The organism is Stagnihabitans lacustris (genome assembly GCF_025950525.1).
Taxonomy (GTDB): Bacteria; Pseudomonadota; Alphaproteobacteria; order Rhodobacterales; family Rhodobacteraceae; genus Stagnihabitans.
Genome location: NZ_JAPDGS010000005.1, coordinates 222,664 through 246,406, shown reverse-complemented (window position 1 = coordinate 246,406; position 23,743 = coordinate 222,664). Strand labels below are relative to the sequence as shown.

The 23,743-nt window shown below is 66.6% G+C and carries 20 protein-coding genes and 1 tRNA gene; 11 read left to right on the top strand and 10 right to left on the bottom strand.

The features are described 5' to 3' along the window. Positions 1-200 (bottom strand): hypothetical protein (locus NX862_RS14105; protein WP_264494559.1); only part of this gene is annotated, 200 nt, incomplete at its 3' end. Between the two features lie 570 nt (positions 201-770). Here NX862_RS14105 and infC point away from each other — a divergent pair. After that, positions 771-1,319: a translation initiation factor IF-3 gene (gene infC / locus NX862_RS14100; RefSeq protein ID WP_489686364.1), complete on the top strand. Its 549-nt coding sequence runs from the start codon at positions 771-773 to the stop codon at positions 1,317-1,319. Between the two features lie 597 nt (positions 1,320-1,916). On the opposite strand, the gene NX862_RS14095 is transcribed toward infC, so the two are convergent. Together NX862_RS14095 and NX862_RS14090 are read right to left on the bottom strand one after the other, a co-directional pair. Next, complete coding sequence (locus tag NX862_RS14095) at positions 1,917-2,678, bottom strand: L-fucose dehydrogenase (protein ID WP_264494558.1); 762 nt, start codon at positions 2,676-2,678, stop codon at positions 1,917-1,919. Beyond that, complete coding sequence (locus NX862_RS14090; protein ID WP_264494557.1) at positions 2,678-4,171, bottom strand: replicative DNA helicase; 1,494 nt, start codon at positions 4,169-4,171, stop codon at positions 2,678-2,680. The genes NX862_RS14095 and NX862_RS14090 overlap by 1 nt, the downstream gene beginning before the upstream one ends. Before the next feature lie 262 nt (positions 4,172-4,433). Between NX862_RS14090 and NX862_RS14085 the strand changes: the two genes are divergently transcribed. From NX862_RS14085 to trpE, 3 genes are all read left to right on the top strand, one after another. After that, positions 4,434-5,633 carry an aminotransferase gene (locus NX862_RS14085; RefSeq protein ID WP_264494556.1) on the top strand — a complete coding sequence of 400 codons (1,200 nt, stop codon included), beginning with the start codon at positions 4,434-4,436 and terminating at the stop codon, positions 5,631-5,633. 278 nt (positions 5,634-5,911) lie between these two features. After that, on the top strand, positions 5,912-7,786 hold the full coding sequence (locus NX862_RS14080; protein WP_264494555.1) for a peptidyl-prolyl cis-trans isomerase: 1,875 nt from the start codon (positions 5,912-5,914) through the stop codon (positions 7,784-7,786). 1 nt (position 7,787) lies between these two features. Continuing rightward, a complete protein-coding gene (gene trpE / locus NX862_RS14075; protein ID WP_264494554.1) occupies positions 7,788-9,293 on the top strand; it encodes an anthranilate synthase component I in 1,506 nt (501 codons plus the stop codon). Positions 9,294-9,691: 398 nt separating this feature from the next. On the opposite strand, the gene NX862_RS14070 is transcribed toward trpE, so the two are convergent. Further along, positions 9,692-11,575, bottom strand: coding sequence for a divergent polysaccharide deacetylase family protein (locus NX862_RS14070; RefSeq protein ID WP_264494553.1), 1,884 nt, complete (start codon positions 11,573-11,575; stop codon positions 9,692-9,694). Positions 11,576-11,759: 184 nt separating this feature from the next. On the opposite strand from NX862_RS14070, the gene NX862_RS14065 reads away from it, so the two are divergent. Both NX862_RS14065 and trpD read left to right on the top strand, forming a co-directional pair. After that, positions 11,760-12,341 (top strand): anthranilate synthase component II, encoded by a 582-nt coding sequence (locus NX862_RS14065; protein WP_264494552.1) that lies wholly within the window; start codon positions 11,760-11,762, stop codon positions 12,339-12,341. Next, complete coding sequence (gene trpD, locus NX862_RS14060; RefSeq protein ID WP_264494551.1) at positions 12,338-13,351, top strand: anthranilate phosphoribosyltransferase; 1,014 nt, start codon at positions 12,338-12,340, stop codon at positions 13,349-13,351. The genes NX862_RS14065 and trpD overlap by 4 nt, the downstream gene beginning before the upstream one ends. Before the next feature lie 150 nt (positions 13,352-13,501). Here the strand turns inward: trpD and NX862_RS14055 are convergent, their stop codons facing one another. The 5 genes from NX862_RS14055 to rlmB form a co-directional block, all read right to left on the bottom strand. Then, a complete protein-coding gene (locus NX862_RS14055; RefSeq protein WP_264494550.1) occupies positions 13,502-14,830 on the bottom strand; it encodes a sigma-54-dependent transcriptional regulator in 1,329 nt (442 codons plus the stop codon). 3 nt (positions 14,831-14,833) lie between these two features. Continuing rightward, a complete protein-coding gene (locus tag NX862_RS14050) occupies positions 14,834-16,630 on the bottom strand; it encodes a sensor histidine kinase (protein ID WP_264494549.1) in 1,797 nt (598 codons plus the stop codon). Between the two features lie 87 nt (positions 16,631-16,717). Continuing rightward, complete coding sequence (gene purQ / locus NX862_RS14045) at positions 16,718-17,386, bottom strand: phosphoribosylformylglycinamidine synthase subunit PurQ (protein ID WP_264494548.1); 669 nt, start codon at positions 17,384-17,386, stop codon at positions 16,718-16,720. Positions 17,387-17,486: 100 nt separating this feature from the next. Then, positions 17,487-17,897 carry a CoA-binding protein gene (locus NX862_RS14040; protein WP_264494547.1) on the bottom strand — a complete coding sequence of 137 codons (411 nt, stop codon included), beginning with the start codon at positions 17,895-17,897 and terminating at the stop codon, positions 17,487-17,489. Positions 17,898-18,197: 300 nt separating this feature from the next. Next, on the bottom strand, positions 18,198-18,980 hold the full coding sequence (rlmB, locus tag NX862_RS14035) for a 23S rRNA (guanosine(2251)-2'-O)-methyltransferase RlmB (protein ID WP_264494546.1): 783 nt from the start codon (positions 18,978-18,980) through the stop codon (positions 18,198-18,200). A 116-nt stretch (positions 18,981-19,096) separates the two neighbouring features. On the opposite strand from rlmB, the gene NX862_RS14030 reads away from it, so the two are divergent. The 3 genes from NX862_RS14030 to NX862_RS14020 all read left to right on the top strand — a co-directional run bounded on the left by NX862_RS14030 (position 19,097) and on the right by NX862_RS14020 (position 21,053). Beyond that, a tRNA-Tyr gene (locus NX862_RS14030) sits at positions 19,097-19,180 on the top strand. A 116-nt stretch (positions 19,181-19,296) separates the two neighbouring features. Next, entirely contained in the window at positions 19,297-20,085 is a 789-nt protein-coding gene (locus NX862_RS14025) for a dimethylarginine dimethylaminohydrolase family protein (protein ID WP_264494545.1), read from the top strand. Continuing rightward, positions 20,082-21,053, top strand: coding sequence for a GT-B fold glycosyltransferase domain-containing protein (locus tag NX862_RS14020; protein ID WP_264494544.1), 972 nt, complete (start codon positions 20,082-20,084; stop codon positions 21,051-21,053). Before NX862_RS14025 ends, NX862_RS14020 begins: the two co-directional genes overlap by 4 nt. A 78-nt stretch (positions 21,054-21,131) precedes the next feature. Here NX862_RS14020 and NX862_RS14015 read toward each other — a convergent pair whose 3' ends face one another. Beyond that, positions 21,132-21,773, bottom strand: coding sequence for a LysE family translocator (locus NX862_RS14015; RefSeq protein WP_319800884.1), 642 nt, complete (start codon positions 21,771-21,773; stop codon positions 21,132-21,134). Positions 21,774-21,815: 42 nt separating this feature from the next. On the opposite strand from NX862_RS14015, the gene NX862_RS14010 reads away from it, so the two are divergent. Both NX862_RS14010 and NX862_RS14005 read left to right on the top strand, forming a co-directional pair. After that, a complete protein-coding gene (locus NX862_RS14010) occupies positions 21,816-22,268 on the top strand; it encodes an Lrp/AsnC family transcriptional regulator (protein ID WP_264494543.1) in 453 nt (150 codons plus the stop codon). A gap of 98 nt (positions 22,269-22,366) precedes the next feature. Then, positions 22,367-23,587 (top strand): alpha-D-ribose 1-methylphosphonate 5-triphosphate diphosphatase, encoded by a 1,221-nt coding sequence (locus tag NX862_RS14005; RefSeq protein ID WP_264494542.1) that lies wholly within the window; start codon positions 22,367-22,369, stop codon positions 23,585-23,587. The last annotated feature ends 156 nt before the right edge of the window (positions 23,588-23,743 follow it).

The following is a 23,743-nucleotide window of genomic DNA, read 5'->3' as shown; positions in this document are numbered from 1 at the left end:
GGAGCAGCCTCGGTGGTCGCAGCCGGAGCAGCCTCGGTGGTCGCAGCCGGAGCGGCTTCGGTGGTCGCAGCCGGAGCGGCTTCGGTCGAGGCGGCTTCGGTCGAGGCGGCTTCGGGGGCGGCGGCGGGCTTGGAGGTCTTCCACCAGATGCCGCCGGCAGCAGCGATCACGATGATCGCGAGAAGGAGTTTCTTGTTCATGTCTGGTCTCCGTTAACCGACAGTTTAGGATGAGGCGGCTATGACAGGTTGTATCGAAAAGGAAAAGGGCAAATGCTGCGTCGCGGCAAGGACTTGGCACTTCATCGCCCATCCGTGGCGGCTTTCCTTGCCCTCCGCCCCCGAAACCAAGAGCGTGCCCCCGCCACGGCCCAAGATGAGTTCGGGCCGGACATTGCGCAGCGGCCGCGCTGGCGACGGGGTCATGACGCTTGGGCACGCCAGGTGACACCTGCAGCACAGCCGGGCGCGGAAATGGCCGATGCACGAACCGGACCCACCAGCCACCCCGAACTCTTCTCCACCCCCGCCCTTTCCACCCCCCCGCAGCTTCCAACCCTCCGCCGCCTCCGAAGCCGGCAGCGGAGAGCCAATCGCTGCAGCCAAGTGCCCAGTATCCGGACAGGGATCAGGGACCCTGAATCCGGGGGGCCGGGGGCTGGGGCCACCAATCTGTCGCCCCCGCTTCCGGGGACGGCAGGGGGCCTTGCGATGCCGGGTTGAAGCCCGGCGATTACAGGACTATGTTGCGCGCGTTGAAACCTTGAAAGGATCACGACTCTGGCACGCCGTCCTCATAACGCTCCGCCGCAACGCGAAACCGGCCCGCGCATCAATGACCGCATCCGCTCCCCGGAAATCCGCCTGATAGGCGCGGATGGCGAGAATGTGGGCGTCGTGACGCCCGCCCGTGCGATGGCCATGGCAGAAGAGGCGGGCTTGGATCTGGTCGAGATCGTGCCCAATGCCGAACCGCCGGTCTGCAAGATCATGGACTTCGGCAAATACAAGTATGAGCAGCAAAAGCGCGAGGCCGAAGCGCGCAAAAAGCAGCACATCATCGAGATCAAGGAAATCAAGTTCCGTCCGGGCACGGATGATCATGATTACCAAGTCAAGATGCGCTCGGTGCTGAAGTTCCTTGAAGAGGGCGACAAGGTCAAAGTGACCCTGCGCTTCCGGGGCCGCGAGATGGCGCACCAGGAACTGGGGCTGGAGCTGCTGAAGCGTGTCGCAGCCGATGTGGGCGATGCCGGCAAGATCGAGTCGATGCCCAAGCTTGAGGGCAAGCAGATGGTGATGATGGTCGGCCCGAAGTAAGCCAGACCGTCGCCCAAGACCATGGCGGGGCCCTCGGGCCTCGCTTTTTAATTTCTGCGGCCCCGCAATTTGGTCGGGCGGTTTTCGAGGCTGGCAGCCCGGCCCGAGCGGCGAAAATCAACGCGGCCAAAACCAACGCGGCCAAAACCAAAAGGAGCGCCTGCGGCGCAAGACGTTTCTCTCGCCTCTGGCCTGCGGCCAACCGGCTCGGGCGCTGCCTCCGGCGGGGATATTTCGGGAAAGGGGAAGAGCGGCTTTGCCGCTGGGGCCTTGCACCAAGGAGGCCGAAAGGGGCTGTGCCCGAAGAAGGCTTGGCCCCAAAACGGCTGTGTCCGAAAGGGGCAGGCCCCCATTTGCAGATCGACCCGAGCTCCCGACCCGCCAGGACATCAACGCAACGCGCGCCCTTCCCCTTTCAGACTTGCGCAAATGCTCCTCGGGGGGACGGCGTCAGCCGCGAAGGGCAGACAGCCCCCCTCTGACCCCAGCCCAGCAGGCCGAAGCCAGGGTGAAAGACGCCCCTCCCCTTTCATACTGACGCAAATATCTCTCGGGGGTCCGGGGGGCGAGCCCCCCGGCGCTCTGCATCTTGGGGCGCTATCGGTCCAGCGCGCGGTCCAGATGGGTATAGCCGCCATCGACATAAAGCCATTGCCCCGTGGTATGGGCCGACCGGGGCGACAGGGCAAAGGCCACCGCCGCCGCGATCTCGGTGGCCTCGGTCATGCGGTGGCCCAGCGGAATACGCGCGGTGATCTTGGCCTCTTGCGCGGCCGGATCGTCGAAGGTCTTCAGCCAGGCTTCATACATCGGCGTCATGACCTCGGCCGGGATCACCGCATTGACCCGCACGCCGTCGCCCGCAAAAGCCGCCGCCCATTCCCGCGTCAGCCCCAGTTGCGCGGCCTTGGCCGCCACATAGGCCGAGGTCGTCCCCTGCCCCGTCACGGCCGTCTTCGAGCTGATGTTGACGATGGCGCCGCGTTGGCTGCGCAAATCGGCCTCCAGCGCATGGACCAGCCCATAGTAATGCATCAGGTTCTGATCCAAAGACGCCCGAAACGCCGCCATCCCGGCCCCGATGCCCACCCCGTCATTGGTGCCCGCGTTGTTCACCAGGCCGTAGATCGGGCCGTCCTTGCGTGCAGCCAAAGCGGCCCGCGCCACCTGATCCTCATCGGACAGGTCCACCTGAATGAACTCGGCCCCCGTGGCCGCCAGGAACTCCGCCTCGGGCGCGCGGCGGGCCAGGATCACCGGCACCGCGCCCTCTTCGGCCAAGCACCGGCTGATCGCCCCGCCGATGCCGGACCCGCCGCCCGTCACCACGACACGTTTGCCCCGCAGCAACAGGTCCATCAGTAGTCGCTCCCGCCGCCGCCACCTTGCCAGGCCTTGGCGAGGTTGCCAAACCGCGTGAAGCGGCCCTCGAACGACAGCTCAACCGAGCCGATCGGCCCATGGCGCTGCTTGCCGATGATAACCTCGGCCTTGCCGTGGCATTGCTCCATGATGACCTGCCAGGCGGCCATCTTGTCAAGTTCATGATCGCCCGGCTTTTCGCGTTCCTTGTAGTATTCGTCCCGATAAACGAACATCACCACATCGGCGTCCTGCTCGATCGAGCCCGATTCCCGCAGGTCGGACAGTTGAGGCCGCTTGTCCTCGCGGCTTTCCACCTGACGCGACAGTTGCGACAGCGCGATCACCGGGATGTTCAGCTCTTTGGCAATCGCCTTCAGCCCTTGGGTGATTTCGCTGACTTCCTGCACCCGGTTGTCCTTGGAATGGCCCTTCAGCAGCTGCAGATAGTCGATCACCAGCACATCCAGCCCATGGGTCCGCTTCAACCGGCGGGCCCGGGCGGCGACCTGAGAAATCGGCAAGGCAGGCGTGTCGTCGATATAGATCGGGCAGCTTTCAAGGCTCTTGGCGGCCTCGACGAAACGGCGGAACTCGCCTTCGGTCATGTCACCGCGGCGGATCTGCTCCGAGGGCACTTCGGAGGCTTCCGACAGGATACGCGCGGCCAGCTGTTCCGCGCTCATTTCCAAACTGAAGAAGCCCACCGCGCCGCCCTCGACCGTGCCTTCGCCGCCATCGGGCAGGCGACCACGCTTGTGCGCCTTGGCGATGTTGAAGGCGATGTTGGTGGCAAGCGAGGTCTTGCCCATCGACGGACGCCCGGCCAGGATCAAAAGGTCAGAGGGGTGCAGCCCGCCCAGCTTTTTATCAAGGTCCACCAGCCCAGTCGAAATCCCCGCAAGGCCGCCGTCGCGCTGATAGGCGGCATTGGCGACGTTCACCGCCTCGGTCACGGCTTTCAGAAAGCTTTGGAAGCCGCGTTCCGCCACGCCTTGTTCGCCCAGCTTGTAAAGCTTTTGCTCGGCGTCGATGATCTGGTCCTTGGGCTCGTTGTCGACCTCGACCTTGGCGGCCTTGGCGACGATATCGCGGCCGAGGCCAATCAGCTCACGCCGGACGGCCAGGTCATAGATCATCTGCGCGTAATCGCGCGCCGCATAGGCGCTGATCGCAGCCCCCGCCAGACGCACCAGATAGGACGGCCCGCCAAGCTCTTTCAGTCCCGGGTCATCCTCGAAGAAGGGTTTCAGCGTCACCGGAGAAGCCAGCGCGTTCTTTTGAATCCGCGCGGCCATGCGTTCAAAGATGCGGGCATGCAGCGGGTCATAGAAATGCTCGGCTTTCACCAGGCTGGAAATCCGGTCGTAAACGTCATTGTTGGTCAGGATCGCGCCCAGAAGCTGCTGTTCGGCCTCGATGTTATGGGGCAGAACCTCGGCTTCGGGGGCGGCGGGGAGATTGGCTTTGATCGGCGCGATGTCGTTCATGGTCTGCCCCTGGCTCCTATGGTCAAGCCCCCTCGCATAGCGAAGCGGAACGGCCCGGGCAAGGCGGGAACAAGCCTGTGGAGAAGTCCCGGCGTGCCGCCTGACCTGGGGCCAAGACCACCATATCCTGTGGCAGGGGGCCGCGTCCACCACAACGCGCGCCAGGGTCGCACGATTCGGCCCCCGGCTTGTCCACAAAGCATCCACAGGCTTCCCCCGGGCTTTTCCCGTGGTTAAGGTGGGCCAAAGACCGGAGAGAGACATGACCCTTCTGCCCCTGAACCCCGCGATGGCCGCCACCGATCCTCCTCCGGTGATGGAGGCGCGGCGCTGGCTTGCGGGTCTGACCTTTCCGGCGGATCGCCCGCTGATCAACGTGTCGCAGGCGGCGCCCGTCGACCTGCCGCCGCTGGCGCTGCGTCAGGCGATTGCCGAGGCCGCGTTGAACGACCCTGCGGCGCATCTTTATGGGCCCGTGCTGGGCCTGCCTACCTTGCGCGCCGAGATCGCCTTGCGCTGGAGTCTGGGGTATGGCGGCGTGATTGCGCCCGAGCAGGTGGCGATCACCCAAGGCTGCAACCAGGCCTTCACGGCGGTGATGTCGACGCTGGCGGGGGCGGGGGACGAGGTCATCCTTCCGACGCCGTGGTATTTCAATCACAAGATGTGGCTGGACATGCAGGGCGTGCGGTCGGTGCCTTTGGCCACGGGGCCCGACCTGCTGCCCGACCCGGCCCGGGCGGCGGCGCTGATCACGGACCGGACAAAGGCCATCGTCTTGGTGTCGCCCAACAACCCGGGCGGGGTGGAATATCCGGCAGATCTGGTGGCCGCCTTCCGTGATCTGGCCCGCGCGCAGGGGATCGCGCTGATCCTGGACGAGACCTACCGCGATTTTGACAGCCGGACCGGCCGCCCGCATGATCTTTTTTCCGATCCCGATTGGGCGGATTGCTTCATCCAGCTTTACTCCTTCTCCAAGGCCTACCGCCTGACCGGGCACCGGGTGGGCGCCGTGGTGGCCAGTGTCGCCCGCCTGGCCGAGGTCGAGAAATTTCTGGACACCGTGGCGATTTGCCCCAGCCAGTTGGGCCAGATCGCGGCGCTGTGGGGGATGCAGAACCTTGCCCAATGGGTCGCAGGCGAGCGGGACGAGATCCTGGCGCGGCGTGCGGCCATGGTGGCGGGCTTTCACGCGCTGGAGGGCTGGCGGCTTCTGGGCTGCGGCGCCTATTTCGCCTATGTGGAGCATCCCTTTGCCCATGCCTCAGGCGCGGTCTACACCTCGGACGCGGTGTGCAAGCTGGCGGTGCAAAAGGCCGCGACCCTGATGCTGCCCGGCACGATGTTTCAGCCCGCAAGCCACCCCGAGGGCGCGCGCCAAATCCGCATCGCCTTTGCCAATGTGGACCGCGACGGCATCGCGACGCTGTTTGACCGGCTGGCAAACTTCCACCCCTGACAGGCCGGCACGCAGCCCTGTCCACCGGCGTTGCCCGTTGTTTGTGGATTTTTCAAAGAAAAATCCGCAAACAACCGGCCCGCGCGGGGGGAGCGGGGGCTTTGCCCCCGCTCCCCCCGCGCGCTTGGGCGCCCTTGGGCTGGGGCGGGCCGCAGGCCCGCCCCAGCCCAAGGGCGCCCCCCGACCCCATACCCCGGCACCCCACCCTTGCCCCGCCAACGCTTTCCGCTTACACCTCTGCGACTTGCTGCGACATGCCGCCCAAAGGAGCCTGAGCCATGCCCAAAAGCACCGCCCCCCGCGACGACGACGAAATCCGCCGCAAGGGCTCGCGCACCGGAGCCTCGGTCTTTGGCCTGATCGTCCTTGGCATGGTCGTCACCGGCCTCGGCGGCTATGGGATCACCGAATTCGGCACCCAGGTCGACACCGCGATCAAGGTCGGCGACACGCAGGTCTCTGCCGCCGATTACGGCCGCGCGCTGCAGGGCCAGATCAACCAGTTCTCGCGCCAGTTCGGCCAGCAATTCACCTTCCAGCAGGCGCAGCTTTTCGGCATCGACGGACAGGTCCTGCAAAGCCTGGTGTCCAACGCCGCCCTGACCAACGAGGCCGCCCGCATCGGCATCTCGGCCACCGACCTTGCCGTGGCCAAGGTCGTGGCGGCCAATGACAGCTTCAAGGGCGTGGACGGCAAGTTCGACCGCGCGACCTATGAACGCGTCCTGGACCAGAACGGCTTCAAACCGGCCGAATTCGAACAGAACATCCGCGAAGACCTTGCCCGCCAGGTGCTGCAGGCCGCCGTGGCCTCTGGCCAGACCGCCCCCGAGGCGCTGACCCGCGCGCTTTACGCCTGGGCGCAAGAGGCCCGTGGCTTCACCGTCCTGATCCTGACCGAAGCCAACCTGCCCACCCCCCTGCCCGAGGCCACGCCCGACGAGCTGCAGGCCTGGTATGACGCCCATATCGACGCCTTCACCCGGCCCGAGGCCAAGCGTGTGGCCTATGCCGTGCTGCGCCCCGCCGATCTGGTCAAGGATCAGACCGTGGCCGAAGCCGATGTGAAGGCCGCCTATGACGCCGCCGCCGACACCTATAACATCCCCGAAAAGCGCCTGGTGGAACGGCTGGTCTATCCCTCGGACGCCGAGGCCCAGGCCGCCAAGGCAGAGCTGGACGCTGGCAAAAGCTTTGACGATCTGGTCAAGGCACGGGGCCTTGATCTTGACACCGTGGACATGGGCGATGTGACGCGCACCGACCTTGGCCCTTCGGCCGATGCAGTCTTTGCCCTGACCGAGCCCGGCACCCTTGGCCCCCTGCCCACCGATCTTGGCCCCGCCCTCTTCCGCGTCAACGCGATCCTGCCCGCCCAGATCACCCCCTATGACGAAGCCGGTCCCAAGATCCGCGAAGACCTTGCGCTGAAATCCGCAGCCACCGCCATCGCCGCCCGCAACGATGCGGTGGACGACCTGCTGGCCGGCGGCTCCAGCGTCGAAGAGGTCGCCAAGGACCAGGGCATGACCGCTGGCACCACCGATTACGCGCCCGAGGCCACCGACAACGACCCCGTGACCGAGGACCCCGCCTTCGCCAAGGCCGTGGCCGAAATGGAGCCGGGCGACTTCGCCCAGTCCCTTGCGCTGGAAGACGGCAGCCTGATGGTCGTGCAAGTGACCGAGGCCCTGCCCGCGGCCCCCATCCCCTATGACAAGGCCCTTGCCGCCGTGACCGAGGCGCAAAAGGCCGACGCTTTGGCCCGGGCCCTGACCACCTTGGCCGATGCTCAGCTGGCCTCGGGCGCCCGGATCGAGACGCTTGGGATCACCACCCGCGTCACCTCGACCCTGCGGTCGGTCGTGCCGGGCGAACTGCCCTCTGAGGCCGTGGCCAAGGCCTTTGCGCTGAAGGAAGGCGAGACCGCCAAGATCGACGAAAACGGCGTCGTGGCGCTGATCCGGCTGGACAGCGTGACGCAAGCCGATCTGACCTCTGATGCCGCCAAGGCCGGGATGACGGCGCTGGCCGGTCAGCTGGAGGCCGGTTTGGCCAATGACCTCTATGGTCTGACGGCCGATACCCTGGCGCAGGATGCCGGGCTGACCATCGACCAGGCGGTGATCAACGCCGTCCAAAGCCGGATGTAAGATGAAGCTGGAGCCCGATTTCGCCACGTTCGAGGCCGCTTGGGGCCGGGGTCAGAACCAGGTCGTCTCGGCCCGCCTGGCCGCCGATCTTGATACGCCGGTCTCCCTGATGCTGAAGCTCGCCGAAGCGCGGGCCGACAGTTTCATGCTGGAATCCGTGACCGGCGGCGAGGTCCGGGGGCGCTACTCCGTCGTCGGCATGAAGCCCGACCTGATCTGGCAATGCCACGGCGACAAGGCCCGCATCAACCGCCAGGCGCGGTTTGACGCGACCTCCTTCACGCCCGAGGCCCTGCCGCCCCTGGAAAGCCTGCGCGCCCTGATCGCAGAAAGCCGGATCGAGTTGCCCGAGGCCCTGCCCCCCATCGCGGCGGGGCTCTTCGGCTATCTGGGCTATGACATGATCCGTCTGGTCGAACGCCTGCCCGAACCCAATCCCGACCCCCTTGGCCTGCCCGATGCCGTCTTGTTGCGGCCCTCGGTCGTGGCGGTTCTGGACGGCGTCAAGGGCGAGGTCACGGTGGTGGCTCCGGCCTGGGTGGCCTCGGGTCTGTCGGCGCGCGCGGCCTATGCCCAGGCGGCAGAGCGTGTGATGGATGCCCTGCGCGACCTTGACCGCGCGCCCCCCGCGCAACGCGACCTGGGTCAGGCAGAACCCGTGGGCGAGGCCGTGTCGAACTTCCCCCCCGGCGGTTATCAGGCGGCGGTGGAAAAGGCGAAAACCTATATCCGCGCCGGCGATATCTTTCAGGTCGTCCCTTCGCAGCGCTGGAGGCAGAGCTTCACCCTGCCCCCCATGGCCTTTTACCGCAGCCTGCGACGCACCAACCCCTCGCCCTTCATGTTCTTTTTCAACTTCGGCGGGTTTCAAGTCGTGGGCGCCAGCCCGGAAATCTTGGTCCGTCTGAGGGATGGCGAAGTCACGATCCGCCCCATCGCAGGCACCCGCAAACGCGGGGCGACCCCCGAAGAGGACCGCGCTTTGGAGGCCGATCTTCTGGCCGATGCCAAGGAACGCGCCGAACATCTGATGCTGTTGGACCTTGGCCGCAACGATGTGGGCCGCGTGGCCAAGATCGGCACCGTGCGCCCGACCGAACAGTTCATCGTCGAACGTTACTCCCACGTGATGCATATCGTGTCCAACGTCGTGGGCCAGATCCGCGACGGCGAGGACGCTTTGTCGGCCCTGTTGGCGGGGATGCCCGCGGGCACCGTGTCCGGCGCGCCCAAGGTCCGCGCGATGGAGATCATCGACGAGCTGGAGCCCGAAAAGCGTGGCGTCTATGGCGGTGGCATCGGCTATTTCGCGGCCAATGGCGAGATGGACTTCTGCATCGCGCTGCGGACGGCGCTGTTGAAAGACGGCCAGCTTTACACGCAGGCGGGGGCGGGCATCGTCTATGACAGCGATCCCGAAAGCGAATACCAAGAGACGGTGAACAAGGGCCAGGCTTTGCGCCGCGCCGCCGAAGACGCCGGCCACTTCGCCCGCCGCGGCAACTGATCAGGGGCCCCGGGGGGCGCGCGCGCGCGGCTGACCTGGCCAAGTCGCCCCTGGGCAATCGGGTTGCTGTGCAACAGGTGTCCTGCGCAGTTGGGACATCTGCACCCGGGACCTGTGCAATCGGCGTCCTGTGCAACCGGCCCCCCGCAACAAGGGACCGGCGCCCCCGCACAACCAAGACCAGCGCACCCGCCCCCTCCAAGACGCCAATCAGCCTCCGAAAGCCCTGCGGCACGTCGCCTTCCGCTTGAAACCCTCCCGACCCCCAAACGCAAACGGCCCACAAAAGGCCAAGCCCGCGCGCAGGTGCTCGATTTCATCTTTTCACAAATATCCCGGGGGAGTCCGCATTTGCGGACGGGGGCAGCGCCCCCACCTCCTGCGTTACGGGCAGCGCCCTATTTCCCCGCCAAAAGCAGGGCCGACACCGGCGCGAGGGCGACATTGGCCCCCTTGCCCTCCAGCGCCCAACCGAGGATCGCCTCGACCGTCTCGGACCGCGTGTCACCGATCACCACGACCGCGCCTTCCTGCCCCGCCTTGAAGGCCGCGCGGTCCAGATAGCGGGTCATCACCGGCTGGCTCTCATTGTCGCCATCCAGCTCCCGGTAGATCAGCGCCGCGGGCAGGCCGTCGCGCCGCGCGATCTGATCGGCGGCGTTCAAGCCGCGGTCCCAGGTCAGCAGCCCGCGCCCCTCGGCAGCGATTTCCGACAGGACCAGGGTGGCAAGCGCCCTGTCCGACTGAAAGCCCGCCTCGGGCGGGTCCAGCACCGCCACGGCCTCGGGCAGGATCGCGCCCATGGCCTGAAAGCTTTGCGCCACATCGGCGGCCGTGGCCCCCTGCGGCAGCCCATTGGCCAGCATCACCACCTCTTGCCCCGCCGCCCGCCAGGCCCGCGCCGCCTCCGCGGCCCCCGGCGCCAGGGGGTCGATCACGACCGAAACCGGAAACGGCAGCTGCGCCAGTTGGTCGCGCGGCAAGCCCTGATCGCCCACATCGCGCAGCAAGATGACGAAAAGCGGCTTGCCCTCGGCGCCGTCAAATGGCCGGGCAAAGGCGCGCAATGGGCTGGTGTCGGCGGGGTCCATGCCCATCGCGGCATCGGCGCCGATCTGCGGCAAGTCGTTAACGATGATCGAAGGATCACCGGCGGGCTTGGTCCCGGCCGGCTTGGCACTTAGCCCCGGGGCTTGGGGCAGGCCCGCGACCCTTTGCCCGGGAAGCCCGTCATCATCGGGCTGCACAAGCTGCGGCGCAGCCTCGGGGGCGGGGGCGGCTTCCGGGGGGGCTTCGGCCTGAGGCGCGCCCAGCTGCGGCAGGGGCTGGGGATCAAGGCCCGGGTCAGGCTCTTGGCTCAGTTGCGGCAGGCGGGCGGGCTCTGTCAGGCCGGTGTCCTGCGGTGTCCCTTGCGGCGCTTGCGCGGGGTCTTGTGGCGCCTCGGTGACACCAAGAGCCGCGCTGCCGGGGCTGGCATCGGGCGGCGGCGCGGTCAGGGCCTCGTCCAGGGCGGCCAGCGAGGGGGGCGCAGTTTCGGCCGAGGGGGTCGTGGGCAGGGGCGGCAGGGCCTCGGTGGGCGCATTGGTGGGCGCCTCGGCCAGAGGCAAGGGCGGCGCAAGGACGCCAGCCTTGGACTCTGCCGACTGCGATTCGGGCGCAGCGGCCTGGGGGGGCGTAACAGTCTGGGGGGGCGTGGAGGCGGTCCCCTGGCCCTCGGGTGCGGTTGGTGCGACGGCAGCCGGGTCTTGCGGCGCTGCGGGCGGGCTTTGCGACGCGGTGTCGGGCGAGCCCAAGCCTTCGGCGACCGGATCAGCCGCAGGGGGGGAGGCGGTCTGGCCCTCGCCCGCCACGCCAGAGGCCGAACCATCCGTCCGAGGCGCTGTCAGAGCCCCATCGGGCGCGGGCGCCGGGGCTTGGGTCGCATCTTGAACAGCGGCCTCAGGGGCCGTCGCTTGGGGGGCCGTCGCTTCAGATGCGGCCGCTACGGGGGGTGCGTCCTCGGCCGGGACCGAAGCCGCAGGCGCCGCGGTCTGGGGGTCAGCCTTGGTCGCCGGGCCCGGCTCTGCCACGGGGGCTTCAGCAGGAGCGGGGACTTCGACAGGAGCGAGAGCCGGGGCGCTTGCCGGGTTGGGGGCCGGCGCCTCGCCTTGCCCCTCTGCGACGGCCGGAGTCGAGGTCCCGCCCGCCTCTTGGGGCATGGGCGACAGCTGTGACAGGGCGACCAGCCCCGTCCCCACCAAAGCCGCGCCCCAGATGATCCCGCCTGCAAATCCCCGCGCCACCGGTCAACTCCTTGTCCTTGGCCCGGTTTGGCGCCGCAACAGGCCCTGCCATGCAGTCCTGCCCTTGACGCCCCCGGGTCTTCCCGTATCTCTATAGCCCGCTCTGGCCCCGGGTTCATCCCCAGATTGGTAAACCGATCGGTAAACTGGCCAGATGACGCCACGCGACACAAAGGACAGGCTGATGCTGCTTCTGATCGACAATTACGACAGTTTCACCTGGAACCTTGTCCATTATCTGGGCGATCTGGGCGCCGAGGTGAAGGTGGTGCGCAATGACGCGCTGAATGTGAAAGAGGCGCTAGGGCTGAATCCCTCGGCCATCGTGCTGAGCCCTGGGCCTTGCGACCCCGATCAGGCGGGGATCTGCCTGCCGCTGGCCCTGGCTGCGGCGGAAACCGGCGTGCCGCTGCTGGGCGTCTGCCTTGGCCATCAGACGATTGGCCAGGCCTTTGGCGGCAAGGTCGTGCGCTGTCACGAAATCGTCCATGGCAAGATGGGGACCATGCATCACGCGGGCCAAGGCGTCTTCGCGGGCCTGCCCTCGCCCTTTCAGGCGACGCGCTATCATTCGCTGGTGGTCGAACGCCAGTCCCTGCCCGATTGCCTGGAAGTCACCGCCTGGCTTCAGGATGGCACGATCATGGGCCTGCGTCACAAGACCAAACCCATCGAAGGCGTGCAGTTCCATCCCGAATCCATCGCCTCGGAACATGGGCACAAGATCCTTCAGAACTTCCTGAACCTGGCGGCGGTCACAGCATGAGCGACATCCTGAAACCGCTGATCGGCCTTGCCGCCGAACGCGCTCTGACCCGGGCAGAGGCCGAGGCGGCCTTTACCGCGCTGTTCGAGGGGTTGGCGACGCCGGCGCAAATGGGGGGCTTCCTGATGGCCCTGCGCACGCGGGGCGAGACAGTGGACGAATTCGCGGCCGCGGCCGCCGTCATGCGGTCGAAATGCAATGCCGTGCGGGCGCCTGACGGGGCCATGGACATCGTGGGCACCGGGGGGGATGGCAAGGGGACGCTGAACATCTCGACCGCGACGGCCTTTGTCGTGGCAGGCGCGGGCGTGCCGGTGGCGAAACATGGCAACCGCAACCTGTCGTCGAAATCGGGAGCGGCGGATGCGCTGACCGAGATGGGGTTGAACGTCATGGTCGGCCCCGAGGTCGTGGAGCGCTGTTTGGCCGAGGCGGGCATCGGCTTCATGATGGCGCCGATGCACCATCCGGCGATGCGCCATGTCGGCCCCGTGCGGGCGGAACTGGGGACGCGGACGATCTTCAACATCTTGGGGCCGTTGACAAATCCGGCCGGGGTGAAACGCCAGCTGACCGGGGCCTTTACCGCGCGGTTGATCCGCCCGATGGCCGAGACGCTGCGGGCGCTGGGGTCAGAGGCCGCCTGGCTGGTGCATGGTTCGGACGGGACGGATGAGATTTCCATCGCCGGCCCGACCGCCGTGGCCGCGTTGAAGGACGGGGGGGTGAGCGAATTCACCGTGACGCCCGAAGATGCAGGCCTGCCCCGCCATCCTTTCGAGGCGATCATCGGCGGCTCGCCTGCCGAAAATGCCGCGGCGTTCCGGGCGCTGCTGGACGGCGAAAAGGGCGCCTATCGCGATGCCGTCCTTCTGAATTCGGCGGCGGCGCTTTTGGTGGCGGGGCGCGCGGGCGATCTGCGGGAGGGCGCGGCGCTTGCGGCGCAGTCGCTCGACCAAGGCGCGGCCAAGGCAGCCATGGACCGGCTGCGGGCGGTCTCGCCCCTCTAAGGCGCAAGGCGCGCGCCATCGCCCTTGCCCCGCAAATCGAAAGGGCGCGCCGGTCTCCCGCGCGCCCCTTTCCATTCATCTTTTCACAAATATCCCACGGGTGGGGTCCGGGGAGGGTGTGAAACCCTCCCCGGGGCTTCCGGCAGAGCCTCAGACGTAATCTTGGCGCTGCAGGTTATACTTGGCCATCTTCTCGTTCAGCGTGCGGCGGGGAAGGCAAAGCTCCTCCATCACCGCCACGATGGAGCCCTTGTGGCGGCGCATCGTGTTGTCGATCAGCATCCGTTCAAAGGCCTCGACATAGTCCTTCAGCGGCTTGCCTTCGGTGGTCAGCTGCGGGCCGGTGGCCTCGTTGTCGGCCATCAGCAGGGACGCGATGGACCCCGACCCGCGGCGGTTCTGCAGGACCGCGCGTTCGGCAACGTTAACCAGTTGCCGCACATTGCCGGGCCAGGGCGCCTGCAACAGCTGCGCGGCCTCTTGTGCCGTCACCTGCGGGGCATCGCAGCCGTATTCCTCGGAAAACTGCTCGGTCAGGCGGTTGAACAGGGTCAGGATGTCTTCGCCCCGCGCCCGCAGGGGGGGCAGGACGATGGTCATGGCGCCAAGCCGGTAATAAAGGTCGGGCCGCAGCACCTGTTCCAGCGTGGTATCGGGCGCGTGGCGGTTGCAGATCGCGATGATCCGGGTCTCGGGCGGCAAGCCCTGTTCGGCGATAAGCGCCAGCAAACGGGCTTGCAGGGCGCCGGACAGCGCCTCGATATCCTCCAGACAGATCGTGCCGCCACGGGCCTCTTCGGATAGGGGGATCGTGCCATCCTCGGCCGGGCCAAAAAGCCGCGCCGCCAATTGATCCTCGCTATAAGCCGCGCAAGAGATCGTCACGAACTTCTTGCCGGCGCGCGGTCCGACAGCGTGCAGGGCATGGGCCACCAGGGTCTTGCCCGTCCCCGTCTCGCCGTCAATCAGCACATGCGTGTCGGCCTGGCCGATATCCAGGATATCTTCGCGCAGACGCTCCATCGCGGGGGAATGGCCGATCAGCTTTTGGATGATCGTGGCGCCGTCCGAGAGTTCCTTGCGCAAGGCCCGGTTGTCCAGGGTCATGCGCCGGGCCTGGGTGGCCTTTTTCGCCAATTCCGTCATCCGGTCGGGGTTGAAGGGCTTTTCCAGGAAGTCATAGGCGCCGACGCGCATGGCCTCGACTGCCATAGGCACATCGCCGTGGCCGGTGATCAGGATCACAGGCAAACCGCTGTCCATCCCCATCAGCTTTTTCAGGAAGGCCATGCCATCCATGCCCGGCATCTTGATGTCGCTGACGACCACCCCGGGAAACTCCGGCCCGATTGACTTCAGCGCCTCTTCCGCGCTGGGGAAGGTTTCGGTGTCAAACCCGCTGAGCGCCAGCCATTGACTGATCGACTGCCGCATATCGGCCTCGTCATCGACGATCGCGACTTTCATAGCCCGTGCCATAGCTTACTCCGCTGCCTTCATATCCTCCGGGCGTTCCAGCACCGGAAGTTGCATTTCAAATACCGCGCCTGTGCCTTCGGCATTGCGTGCCGTCAGCCGCCCGCCCAGGTCCGTCACGATGCCCGAGGAAATCGCAAGGCCCAAGCCCACGCCCTCGCCGGATTTCTTGGTCGTGTAAAAGGGCTCGAACAGGTTATCCAGATCGGCGATCCCATGGCCATTGTCGCGCACGGTCAGAACGGCCGTGTCGCCCGCCGCCAGAACCAGGTCGATCTGAGGGTCCCTGGTGTCCTTGGTCGCATCCAGCGCATTGCGCAAGATGTTGATGATCACTTGTTCAAGACGCAGCCGATCCACGTTCACCATCACCGGCTGACGTGGGAGCGAGCGCGTGATGCGCACCACGCGCTGTTTCAACTGCGGCTCCATCATCGCCAGCGCGGAGGACAGGCAGAGGCGCATGTCGACCGGTTCAAAGGCCTCGCCACCTTTGCGGGCGTAGGATTTCAGCTGGCGGGTGATGGCGCCCATGCGGTCGATCAGGTCGTCGATGCGCTGGAACGAGGACAGCGCCTCATCCGTGCGCTTGCGGGTCAACAGCAGGCGCGCCCCGGCCAGATAGGTCTTCATCGCGGCCAGCGGCTGGTTCAGCTCGTGAGAGACGGCCGCCGACATCTCGCCCAGAACGGCCAGTTTCGACGACTGCGCCAGCGTCTGTTCGGCCACCGAAAGCTCTTTCTGCACCTTTTCCCGTTCCGCGATTTCGCGTTGCAACCGGGCGTTCAGCTGGCGCAACTCGATGGATTCGCGGCGGAAGGTCAGGGTTTCGGCATAGGCGCGGCGCGACACGAGGTAAAAGGTCAGCGCGGCCAGGATGGCAAAGCCCATGATCTCCAAAGCCAGGATGCCATTGACCTTTTCGCGCACCGGATCATAGGCGGTGAAAGAGGTCATGTGCCAGCCGCGAAAGGTCATGCGGTTGTCGGTCTGCAAGACCGCCACGCCGCGCAAATAGGTGTCGGGGCGGTTTTGCGTGATGTCGCGCGTCATGGTCAGGGCGCGGTCCAGCGCGCGGTTCAGCGCCGAGTCCTCCTCGCCCTCCACCGTCAGCTGATCGACCGGCAGACCGCGCCAGCGCGGCTCGGTCGAGAGGATCACCGTGCCGCCCGAATCGCTGATCAACACGACGTCCTGAAGCCCCGCCCAGGCGCGTTCGAATTTCATCAGATCGACTTCGACCACGATGACGCCCTGAGGCTGGCCATCCCCCAGAATCACCTGGGAATAGGTAAAGTCATAGCCGCCGCCCTCGCGCTGGCTGGCGGAAAAGACCGTATCGGCCGACCGCATCGCGGCGACATAGAAATCGGCATTGCGATAGACCGAGCCCAGAAGGTTGCGGTTCGTGGCGCCGACCACGCGGCCCGAATCGTCCAAAAGCAGGATCGAGGCCACGCCGATGTCGTTTTGCACCTGGGCCAGGCGCTGGCTGGACCGGCTGAAATCGCCCTTGGCCAGCGCCTCCGAGATCGCGGGGTCGCGCGCCAGCAGCAGGGGCACGACCGAGGTCCGTTGCAATTCGCTGACCACATTGCCGGAATACAGCGCCAGGCGCAGTTCGGCCCGGTTGCGGGTGGTTTCGGTGAAACGTTCCGTCAGCCAGCGGTTGGTGTAAAACACCACCCCCACCGCAAGAAGGATCAGCAGCGCCACAACCGCCTTGACCGAGGTGCGCCGCAGCGGGCTTGCGTCCGGGCGGGGTTGGTTGCGGTTCGGGCGAGAGGCTTTTTGCGCGGTCATGGGACAAGCCTAATGCGCGGGGGTCCGGGCCTCAAGCGGGGGGCGGCAGGGCGGGCGCCTTGCCGCCGATGCGGCCCGGCGCGGCGCTTAGGCCAGGGCCATGCCGCTGATCAGGCTGGCGAAAATCCCGCGGCCATCGGTGCCGCCCTGTTCGGGCTCGATCACGCGCTCGGGGTGGGGCATCATGCCCAGAACGCGGCGGTTGGCCGACAGGACGCCCGCGATATCCGCCGTCGCACCATTGGGATTGGCCGCATAGGTAAAGGCCACGCGGTCCTGGTCCTGCAGCGCCCGAAGCCCCTCGGCGTCGATCGTGTAATTGCCGTCGTGATGGGCAATCGGCACCTGGATCTGCGACGCCTTGGGCAGAACGGCGGTAAAGGCGCTGTCCTGGGTCGCCACGTTCAGCGTGACGGTCTTGCACAGGAATTTCAGCCCCGCGTTGCGCATCAGGGCGCCGGGCAGAAGCCGCATCTCGGTCAGGACCTGAAAGCCGTTGCAGATGCCCAGGACATAGCCGCCCTTGGCCGCATGGGCCTGGACCGCCGCGGCAATCGGCGACTGCGCGGCAATGGCGCCGCAGCGCAGGTAGTCGCCGAAAGAGAAGCCGCCCGGCAGGCCCACCACATCGGTGCCCTGGGGCAGCGCGCTGTCCTTGTGCCAGACCCGAGTGACCTGAAAGCCCATCTTTTCAAAGGCCGCCGCAAGGTCGCGATCACAGTTGGAACCGGGGAAGGTGACGACAGCGGCTTTCATCGGGCGCTCCTGTAAAATGGGATGGCGCGGGAGTAGCGCAAAAGCACGCCCTTGGCCAGAGGCGGCGCAAGCGGGGGGCGGGGGGGCAGCCCCCCGAAGGTCAAAGCCCCAGGCGCGGGATTTCGATGGCCGGGCAGCGGTCCATGACGACGTCAAGGCCGCGGGCGCGGGCCCTTTCGGCGGCGGGCGCGTTGATGACACCCAGTTGCATCCAAATCGCGGGGCGTCCCGGCAGATGGGCCAGGGCCTCATCGACGACGCCGCCCGCGTCTTCCGCGTTGCGGAAGATGTCGACGATATCGACGGGCTCGGTGATGTCGGAAAGGCTGGCGCGCACCGTCTCACCCCAGGCGGTGACTTGGCCCGCGGCGCCGGGATTGACCGGGATGACGCGGTAGCGGCTGGCCAGGAAGGCCGCGACGCGGTGGCTGGGGCGGTCGGGCTTGGGCGACCAGCCCACCACGGCCACCACCTTGGCTGTCGTCAGAATCCGGCGGATCAGGCTGTCCATGGGCGGCTCCTTTTGCGAACAGGATAGGCGCGGGCGGCTGGGGTGCAAGCCCCTTTGACCGCGGACCGGGTTCCAAAGAAAAGGCGCCCAAGGGAGGCCCCGGGCGCCAAGGTGCGGAACGAGGGACAGTGAACCAAAGGCGGCGTTCCGGGCCTGCCTTCGTCTGAGAGATAAGATCAACTGTCAGCCGTTAAAGAGAGGTTAAGGCCGAAAGCCCATCACATCGCTTCACAGCTTCGTGGTCGCGTGCCCCCCCATCTGCCCGCAAAGCACCCCCACACCCGGGCGGGGGGCGGTCGCTTAGCTCCGCTGGCTGGCCGCATAAAGCCCGACGGCCGCGGCATTGGACACGTTCAGCGACCCGAACCCGCCCGCAAAGGGGATGCGCGCGATCACGTCACAGGTCTCGCGCGTTTTGTCGCGCAGGCCCGGACCCTCGGCCCCCAGCACCAAAGCCACCGGCCGCGAGCCCGCCGCGGCCATCGCCTCGGCCAGCGTCACCGTGCCGTCACCGTCCAAACCGATCATCACATAGCCCATGTCCTTCAGCGAAACCATCGCCTCGGACAGGTTCGCCACGCGCAGATAGGGTTGCCGCTCCAGCGCGCCCGAGGCCGTCTTGGCCAGCGCCCCGGTTTCCGGCGCCGAATGGTGGCGCGGCGCGATCACGGCGCGGGCGCCAAAGACTTCGGCCGACCGCAGCACCGCGCCGACGTTGTGCGGATCGGTCACGCGGTCCAGGCAGACCACCAAAGGCTCGCCTTCCCCGGAAATCGCCAGGTCGTCCAGCTTGCCCCAGTTCAGCGGTTTCACCTCCAAGGCCGCGCCTTGGTGGACCGAATCCTCGGCCAGGGGCACGTCGAACTTGCGCGGCTCGACCACTTCGGCCTCCATCCCCGAGGCCGTCACCGCGTCCTCCAGCCGGTCGAAGGCGTTCTTGGTCAGCACCAGCCGCAGCCTCTCGCGGTTGGGATTGAGCAGCGCATCGCGCACCGCATGGATGCCGAACAGCCACACCGTCTCGCGCGCCTCGTTCCTGCGCGCCTTTTCCTTGTCGATCACCCAATCCGGCTTGGTTTTCATGGCTTATCCTCTGTTTTCCCCCATCTGGACCGCCTAGGCCCTCCAAGCAAGATGAAAAAACTGCACGCGCCCCCCCTTGACGCCCCCCGCAGGCCCCAGTATTCCCCCCGCTCAGTGGGCGACGAGCTGCAAGGTGCGGCAGGAGACTGTAACTCTCCCGAGGCGACTCATGCCTGGTTCGATTCCAGGGTCGCCCACCATCTTCCTGAAAAGATTGACCTTTCGGGCCCCTTCGGGGGCCCGTGGTCATATGCGGCCCGGGCCTTTGCCAAGGCGCCCGCCTCTGCTAAAAGGCCTTGAAACCCATGAGGCCCAAATGCGCTCTTTTACCTTCACCCATGCCATCACCCGCAAACCCTCGGCTTCGATCGTGGCGGGGCTGCGTGCTGTCGACACCGGCGCTCCTTCGCTGGGTCTGATGATCCAGCATCATGCCGACTATATCGCAGCCCTGCGCAGCACCGGGGCTACGGTGGTGGAGTTGGAGGCGCTGGAGGCCTTCCCGGACAGCGTTTTCGTCGAGGACACCGCGCTGTGCCTGCCCGAAGGCGCCGTGGTGATGCGCCCCGGCGCGCCCTCGCGTCTGGGGGAGGCCGCGGTGATGGCCCCCCATCTGCAGGCGCTGTATAAGACCGTGTTGCACATCGAAAACCCCGACAGCTTCATCGAGGGCGGCGATATCCTGACGACCGAGACCGAGATTCTGGTGGGCCGGTCGGCGCGCACCAATGCCAGCGGGATCGCTGAACTGGCGGCCCGGGTCGCGCTGTGGGACCACAAGGTGCGCGAGGTCTTTACCCCGCCCGGCGTCCTCCATTTCAAGACCGACTGTTCGCTTCTGGATGGCGAGACGATCCTGTCGACTGAGCGTCTGGCGGCCTCAGGCTGCTTTGACGGCTACCGCGTGATCCATGTGGCCGAGGGCGAAGAGGCCTGCGCCAACACGATCCGCTTCAACGACCTGGTGGTGATGCCCGCAGGCTTTCCGCGCACCCGCGACACGCTGGATCAGGCGGGCTACAAGGTCGTGGAAATCGGCAATTCCGAATGTGCGAAACTGGATGGCGGCATGTCCTGCCTGTCGCTTCGCTTTTCGCCGTCATGACATTCAACATCCTGGCCATCGGGCAGAACGGGCGGCTGTCCTATGAGGCGCTGCTTCTTGTGGCCAGCCTGCGCCAGAACGACCCGGGTTTCGCGGGCAAGGTCTTTATCGCCGAGCCTTCGGGCGCGCGCTGGCAGGGCGACACCCATATTCCCGCCCCCCATCGCAAGGCGCTGGAGTCGATGGGCGCCACGATCTTGCCCTTTGAAAACAAGGTCTTCGGCCAAAGCTATCCCTATGGCAACAAGATCGAGGCGCTGGCCGCCCTGCCCGATGAACCCTTTCTGTTTCTGGACACCGACACGCTGATCCTGTCGCCCTTGTCAGACATCGCCTTTGACTTCTCGCGCCCCTCGGCCTCGATGCGGCGTGAGGGGACCTGGCCGAAGATCGAGCTTTACGGGCCAAGTTACGCCGAAATCTGGGGCTCGCTGTATGACCGCTTTGGGCTGGACATGGGGCCGACGCTGGATCTGTCGCAGCCGCTGGACTACTGGCAGCGGCATCTTTACTTCAACGCCGGCTGGTTCTTTCACCAAAGCCCGCGCGCCTTTGGCGAACGCTTTCTGGCCTGGGCGCTGGACATCAAGACCAACCCACCAGAGCCGCTGATCTTGCAGGAACTTGACCCCTGGCTGGATCAAGTGACGTTGCCGCTGGTCATTCATGCCTTTGGCGGGGGGCGTCCGGGGCCAGAGCTTGCGGGCCTGGACACAACCGCGACCTGCCATTACCGCGCCATCCCCCTGCTGTATGCCAAGGAAAGCGACCGCGCCGTGGCAGTGCTGGAGAGCCTGTTTCAGGACAAGGCCCTGCGTCAGATCGCCAAGGACCACGAGCCCTACCGCCGCCTGGTGCTGCAACGCTGGGGCCACAAGGCGCGGGCGCTGTTCGACCAGAACGACCTTCCCGCCCGCGAACAGGTGATCCGCAACACGCTGAAACGCGAAGGCTATTGGCTGCGGTGACGGTGGCGGTGCGTGAAATCACGCACCCTACCCCGGGCAAAAGGCCTGCCGTAGGCTGCGTGCTTGAACGCACCGTACTCACCGCAACACGGGCAGCATCGAGGCCACCAAAGCCAAGGCCAGCCCGATGTTCACCGCCCGCGCCCAGGGCCCCGAAAGGATGCCGCGCAGCCGTTCACCCGCCAGCACCCACAAGGACACCGTGGGCAGGTTGACCAGGGCGAAGATCAGCCCGACCCAGACCACCGCCCAACCTCCGCCCGCCGCATAGCTGGCATTGGCACCCAAAGCCATGGCCCAGGCCTTTGGGTTCACCCATTGAAACGCCGCCGCCGCGACAAACCCCATGGGCCGCCCCGCCTTGGCCTCACCCGGCGCACCGGCCATGGCGATCTTCCAGGCCAGCCACAGCATATAGGCCACCGCCATAAGTTTCAGCGCTCCCATCAGCCAGGGCAGCGCCATCAGCACCGCCCCCAGCCCCAGCCCCGTGACAATCGCCATCACCGCAAAGCCCCAGGACACCCCCAGCGCATGGGGCACCGAGGCCCGCCAGCCGAAGTTCATCCCCGAAGCCATCAGCATCAGGTTGTTCGGCCCCGGCGTCACCGAGGTGACAAAAGCGAAAGAGATCAGCGCCAGCAGGATATCGGGGGTCATCGGCTCTCCTTGCGGGGTCTGCCCCGCCGTCACGCAATCCTTGCGCAAATCCCGGCGCATCGGGTTGCAAATTGCGGCGCTTGGGGGCTATCTTTGCAATCCATGACCCGGATCGACGACATAAACCGCCATATCTTGCGCATCCTCACCCGTGAGGGGCGCATCCCCAACCTCGACCTTGCCGCGCGGGTGGGGCTGTCGCCCTCGGCCTGCCTGCGCCGCGTGCAAGAGATGGAGCGGTCCGGCCTGATCAAGGGCTACCGCGCCGTGATCGACCCCACCCGCGCCGGGATCGGCTTTGTGGCCTATGTGACGGTGGGGCTGAACAGCCATACCAAAGCCGCGCAAGAGGCCTTTGAACGCGCCATTGGCCGGGCCGAGGCGGTGCGCGAATGTCACAACGTGACGGGCGGGGTGGAATACCTTTTGCGGGTCGAGACTGCCGACCTCTCCGCCTATAAACACTGGCACACCGAGGTTCTGGGCGTGTTGCCTCAGGTGCAGGCGATCACGACCTTTGTGGTGATGGGCTCGCCCAAGGACGACCGGGCCTGAGACCCGCCGCCCTGCCCCCATCGCGCCGCAAGGAGGATATCGCAATGGCGTGCCGCCCCTGTCATGATCCTGTGACAGTGTCACAGCAGGTTGCGCCCATGCAAAACCTCCAGATCATCGGCGCGACGGCGCTTTTGCCCGACCGCCTTGCCCGGACCTCTGTCCTGGTCGAGGGGGGGCACGTTGCGGCGCTTGACGCGGCCTCGGATGCGCCCAGCATCGACGCCAGCGGGCTGATCCTGGCCCCCGCCCTGGTCGATATCCATGGCGATGCCTTTGAACGCCAGCTGATGCCGCGTCCGGGCGTGGTCTTTCCGCTGGATGCGGCGCTGTTCGAGACCGACCGCCAGCTGGCCGGCAATGGCATCGCCACGGCCTTTCACGCGCTGACGCTCTCGTGGGAGCCCGGCTTGCGCTCGCTGGATATGGCAGCTTCGGTGATCCGCGGACTGGCCCGCCTTGCCCCGCGTCTGGCGGCCGAGAACCGCGTGCAACTGCGCTGGGAGACCTTTTGCCCCGAGGCCCTGCCCCTGATCGCCGAGGCCATCGCAGGCCCGCTGACACCCTCGATTGCCTTCAACGACCATACGTCGATGGCGGCGCTTCACCCCGATACGCCGCTGCAAGTCCGGCCCTTTGAACAGGACCCGACCTTTCCGGTGGCCGATCTGACCTCGCCCGGCTTTGCGGCCAAGATGGCGGACCGCGCCAAGCGGGCGGGCCTGTCGATCCCGGATTATGTGGCGCTGTTCCAAGCGCGCTGGGACCGCCGCGCGGATGTGCCTGCGACCATCGCCCAGGTGGCCGCGATGGGGCGAGAGGCCGGGCTTGCCATGCTGTCCCATGACGACAGCCAGCCCCAGACCCGCGCCCATTTCCGCGCCCTTGGGGCCAAGATCAGCGAATTCCCGATGAACCGCGCCACCGCTTTGGCCGCGCGTGACGCGGGCGACTGGATCGTCTTTGGCGCGCCCAATGCGGCGCGCGGGACCTCTCATCTGGGCTCACCCGGGGCGGGAGAGATGATCCGGGCCGGGCTTTGCGACATATTGGCCTCGGATTACGTCTATCCGGCGATGCTGGCCGCCATGGCCCGCCTGCGTGCCGAGGGGCTGGCGCTGGAGACGCTTTGGCCGCTGATCGCCGCCAACCCGGCAAGGGCCAGCGGATTGACCGACCGCGGCACGATCACCCAAGGCGCGCGGGCCGATCTGGTGCTGCTGGATTGGCCCGAGGGCGAGACCCCGCGCCCCGTGATGACCCTGCGCGCGGGTCGGATCGTCCATCTGGCCAGCTCGGACCTGTTGCCGCAGCGCTAAGGGGCGCGCGCCGAAAGGTCTGCGGGGACCAGACTTCCAATCTTTGGCCGAAGGGAAGAGTTTTCTTCTCTGCCTCAAGAAAACAAGGGCTTGGCCCGCGGCCCCGTCCCAGAATTTCATTTGCCCCCGCAGCAGCCCGGCCCTAACCTGCCCACC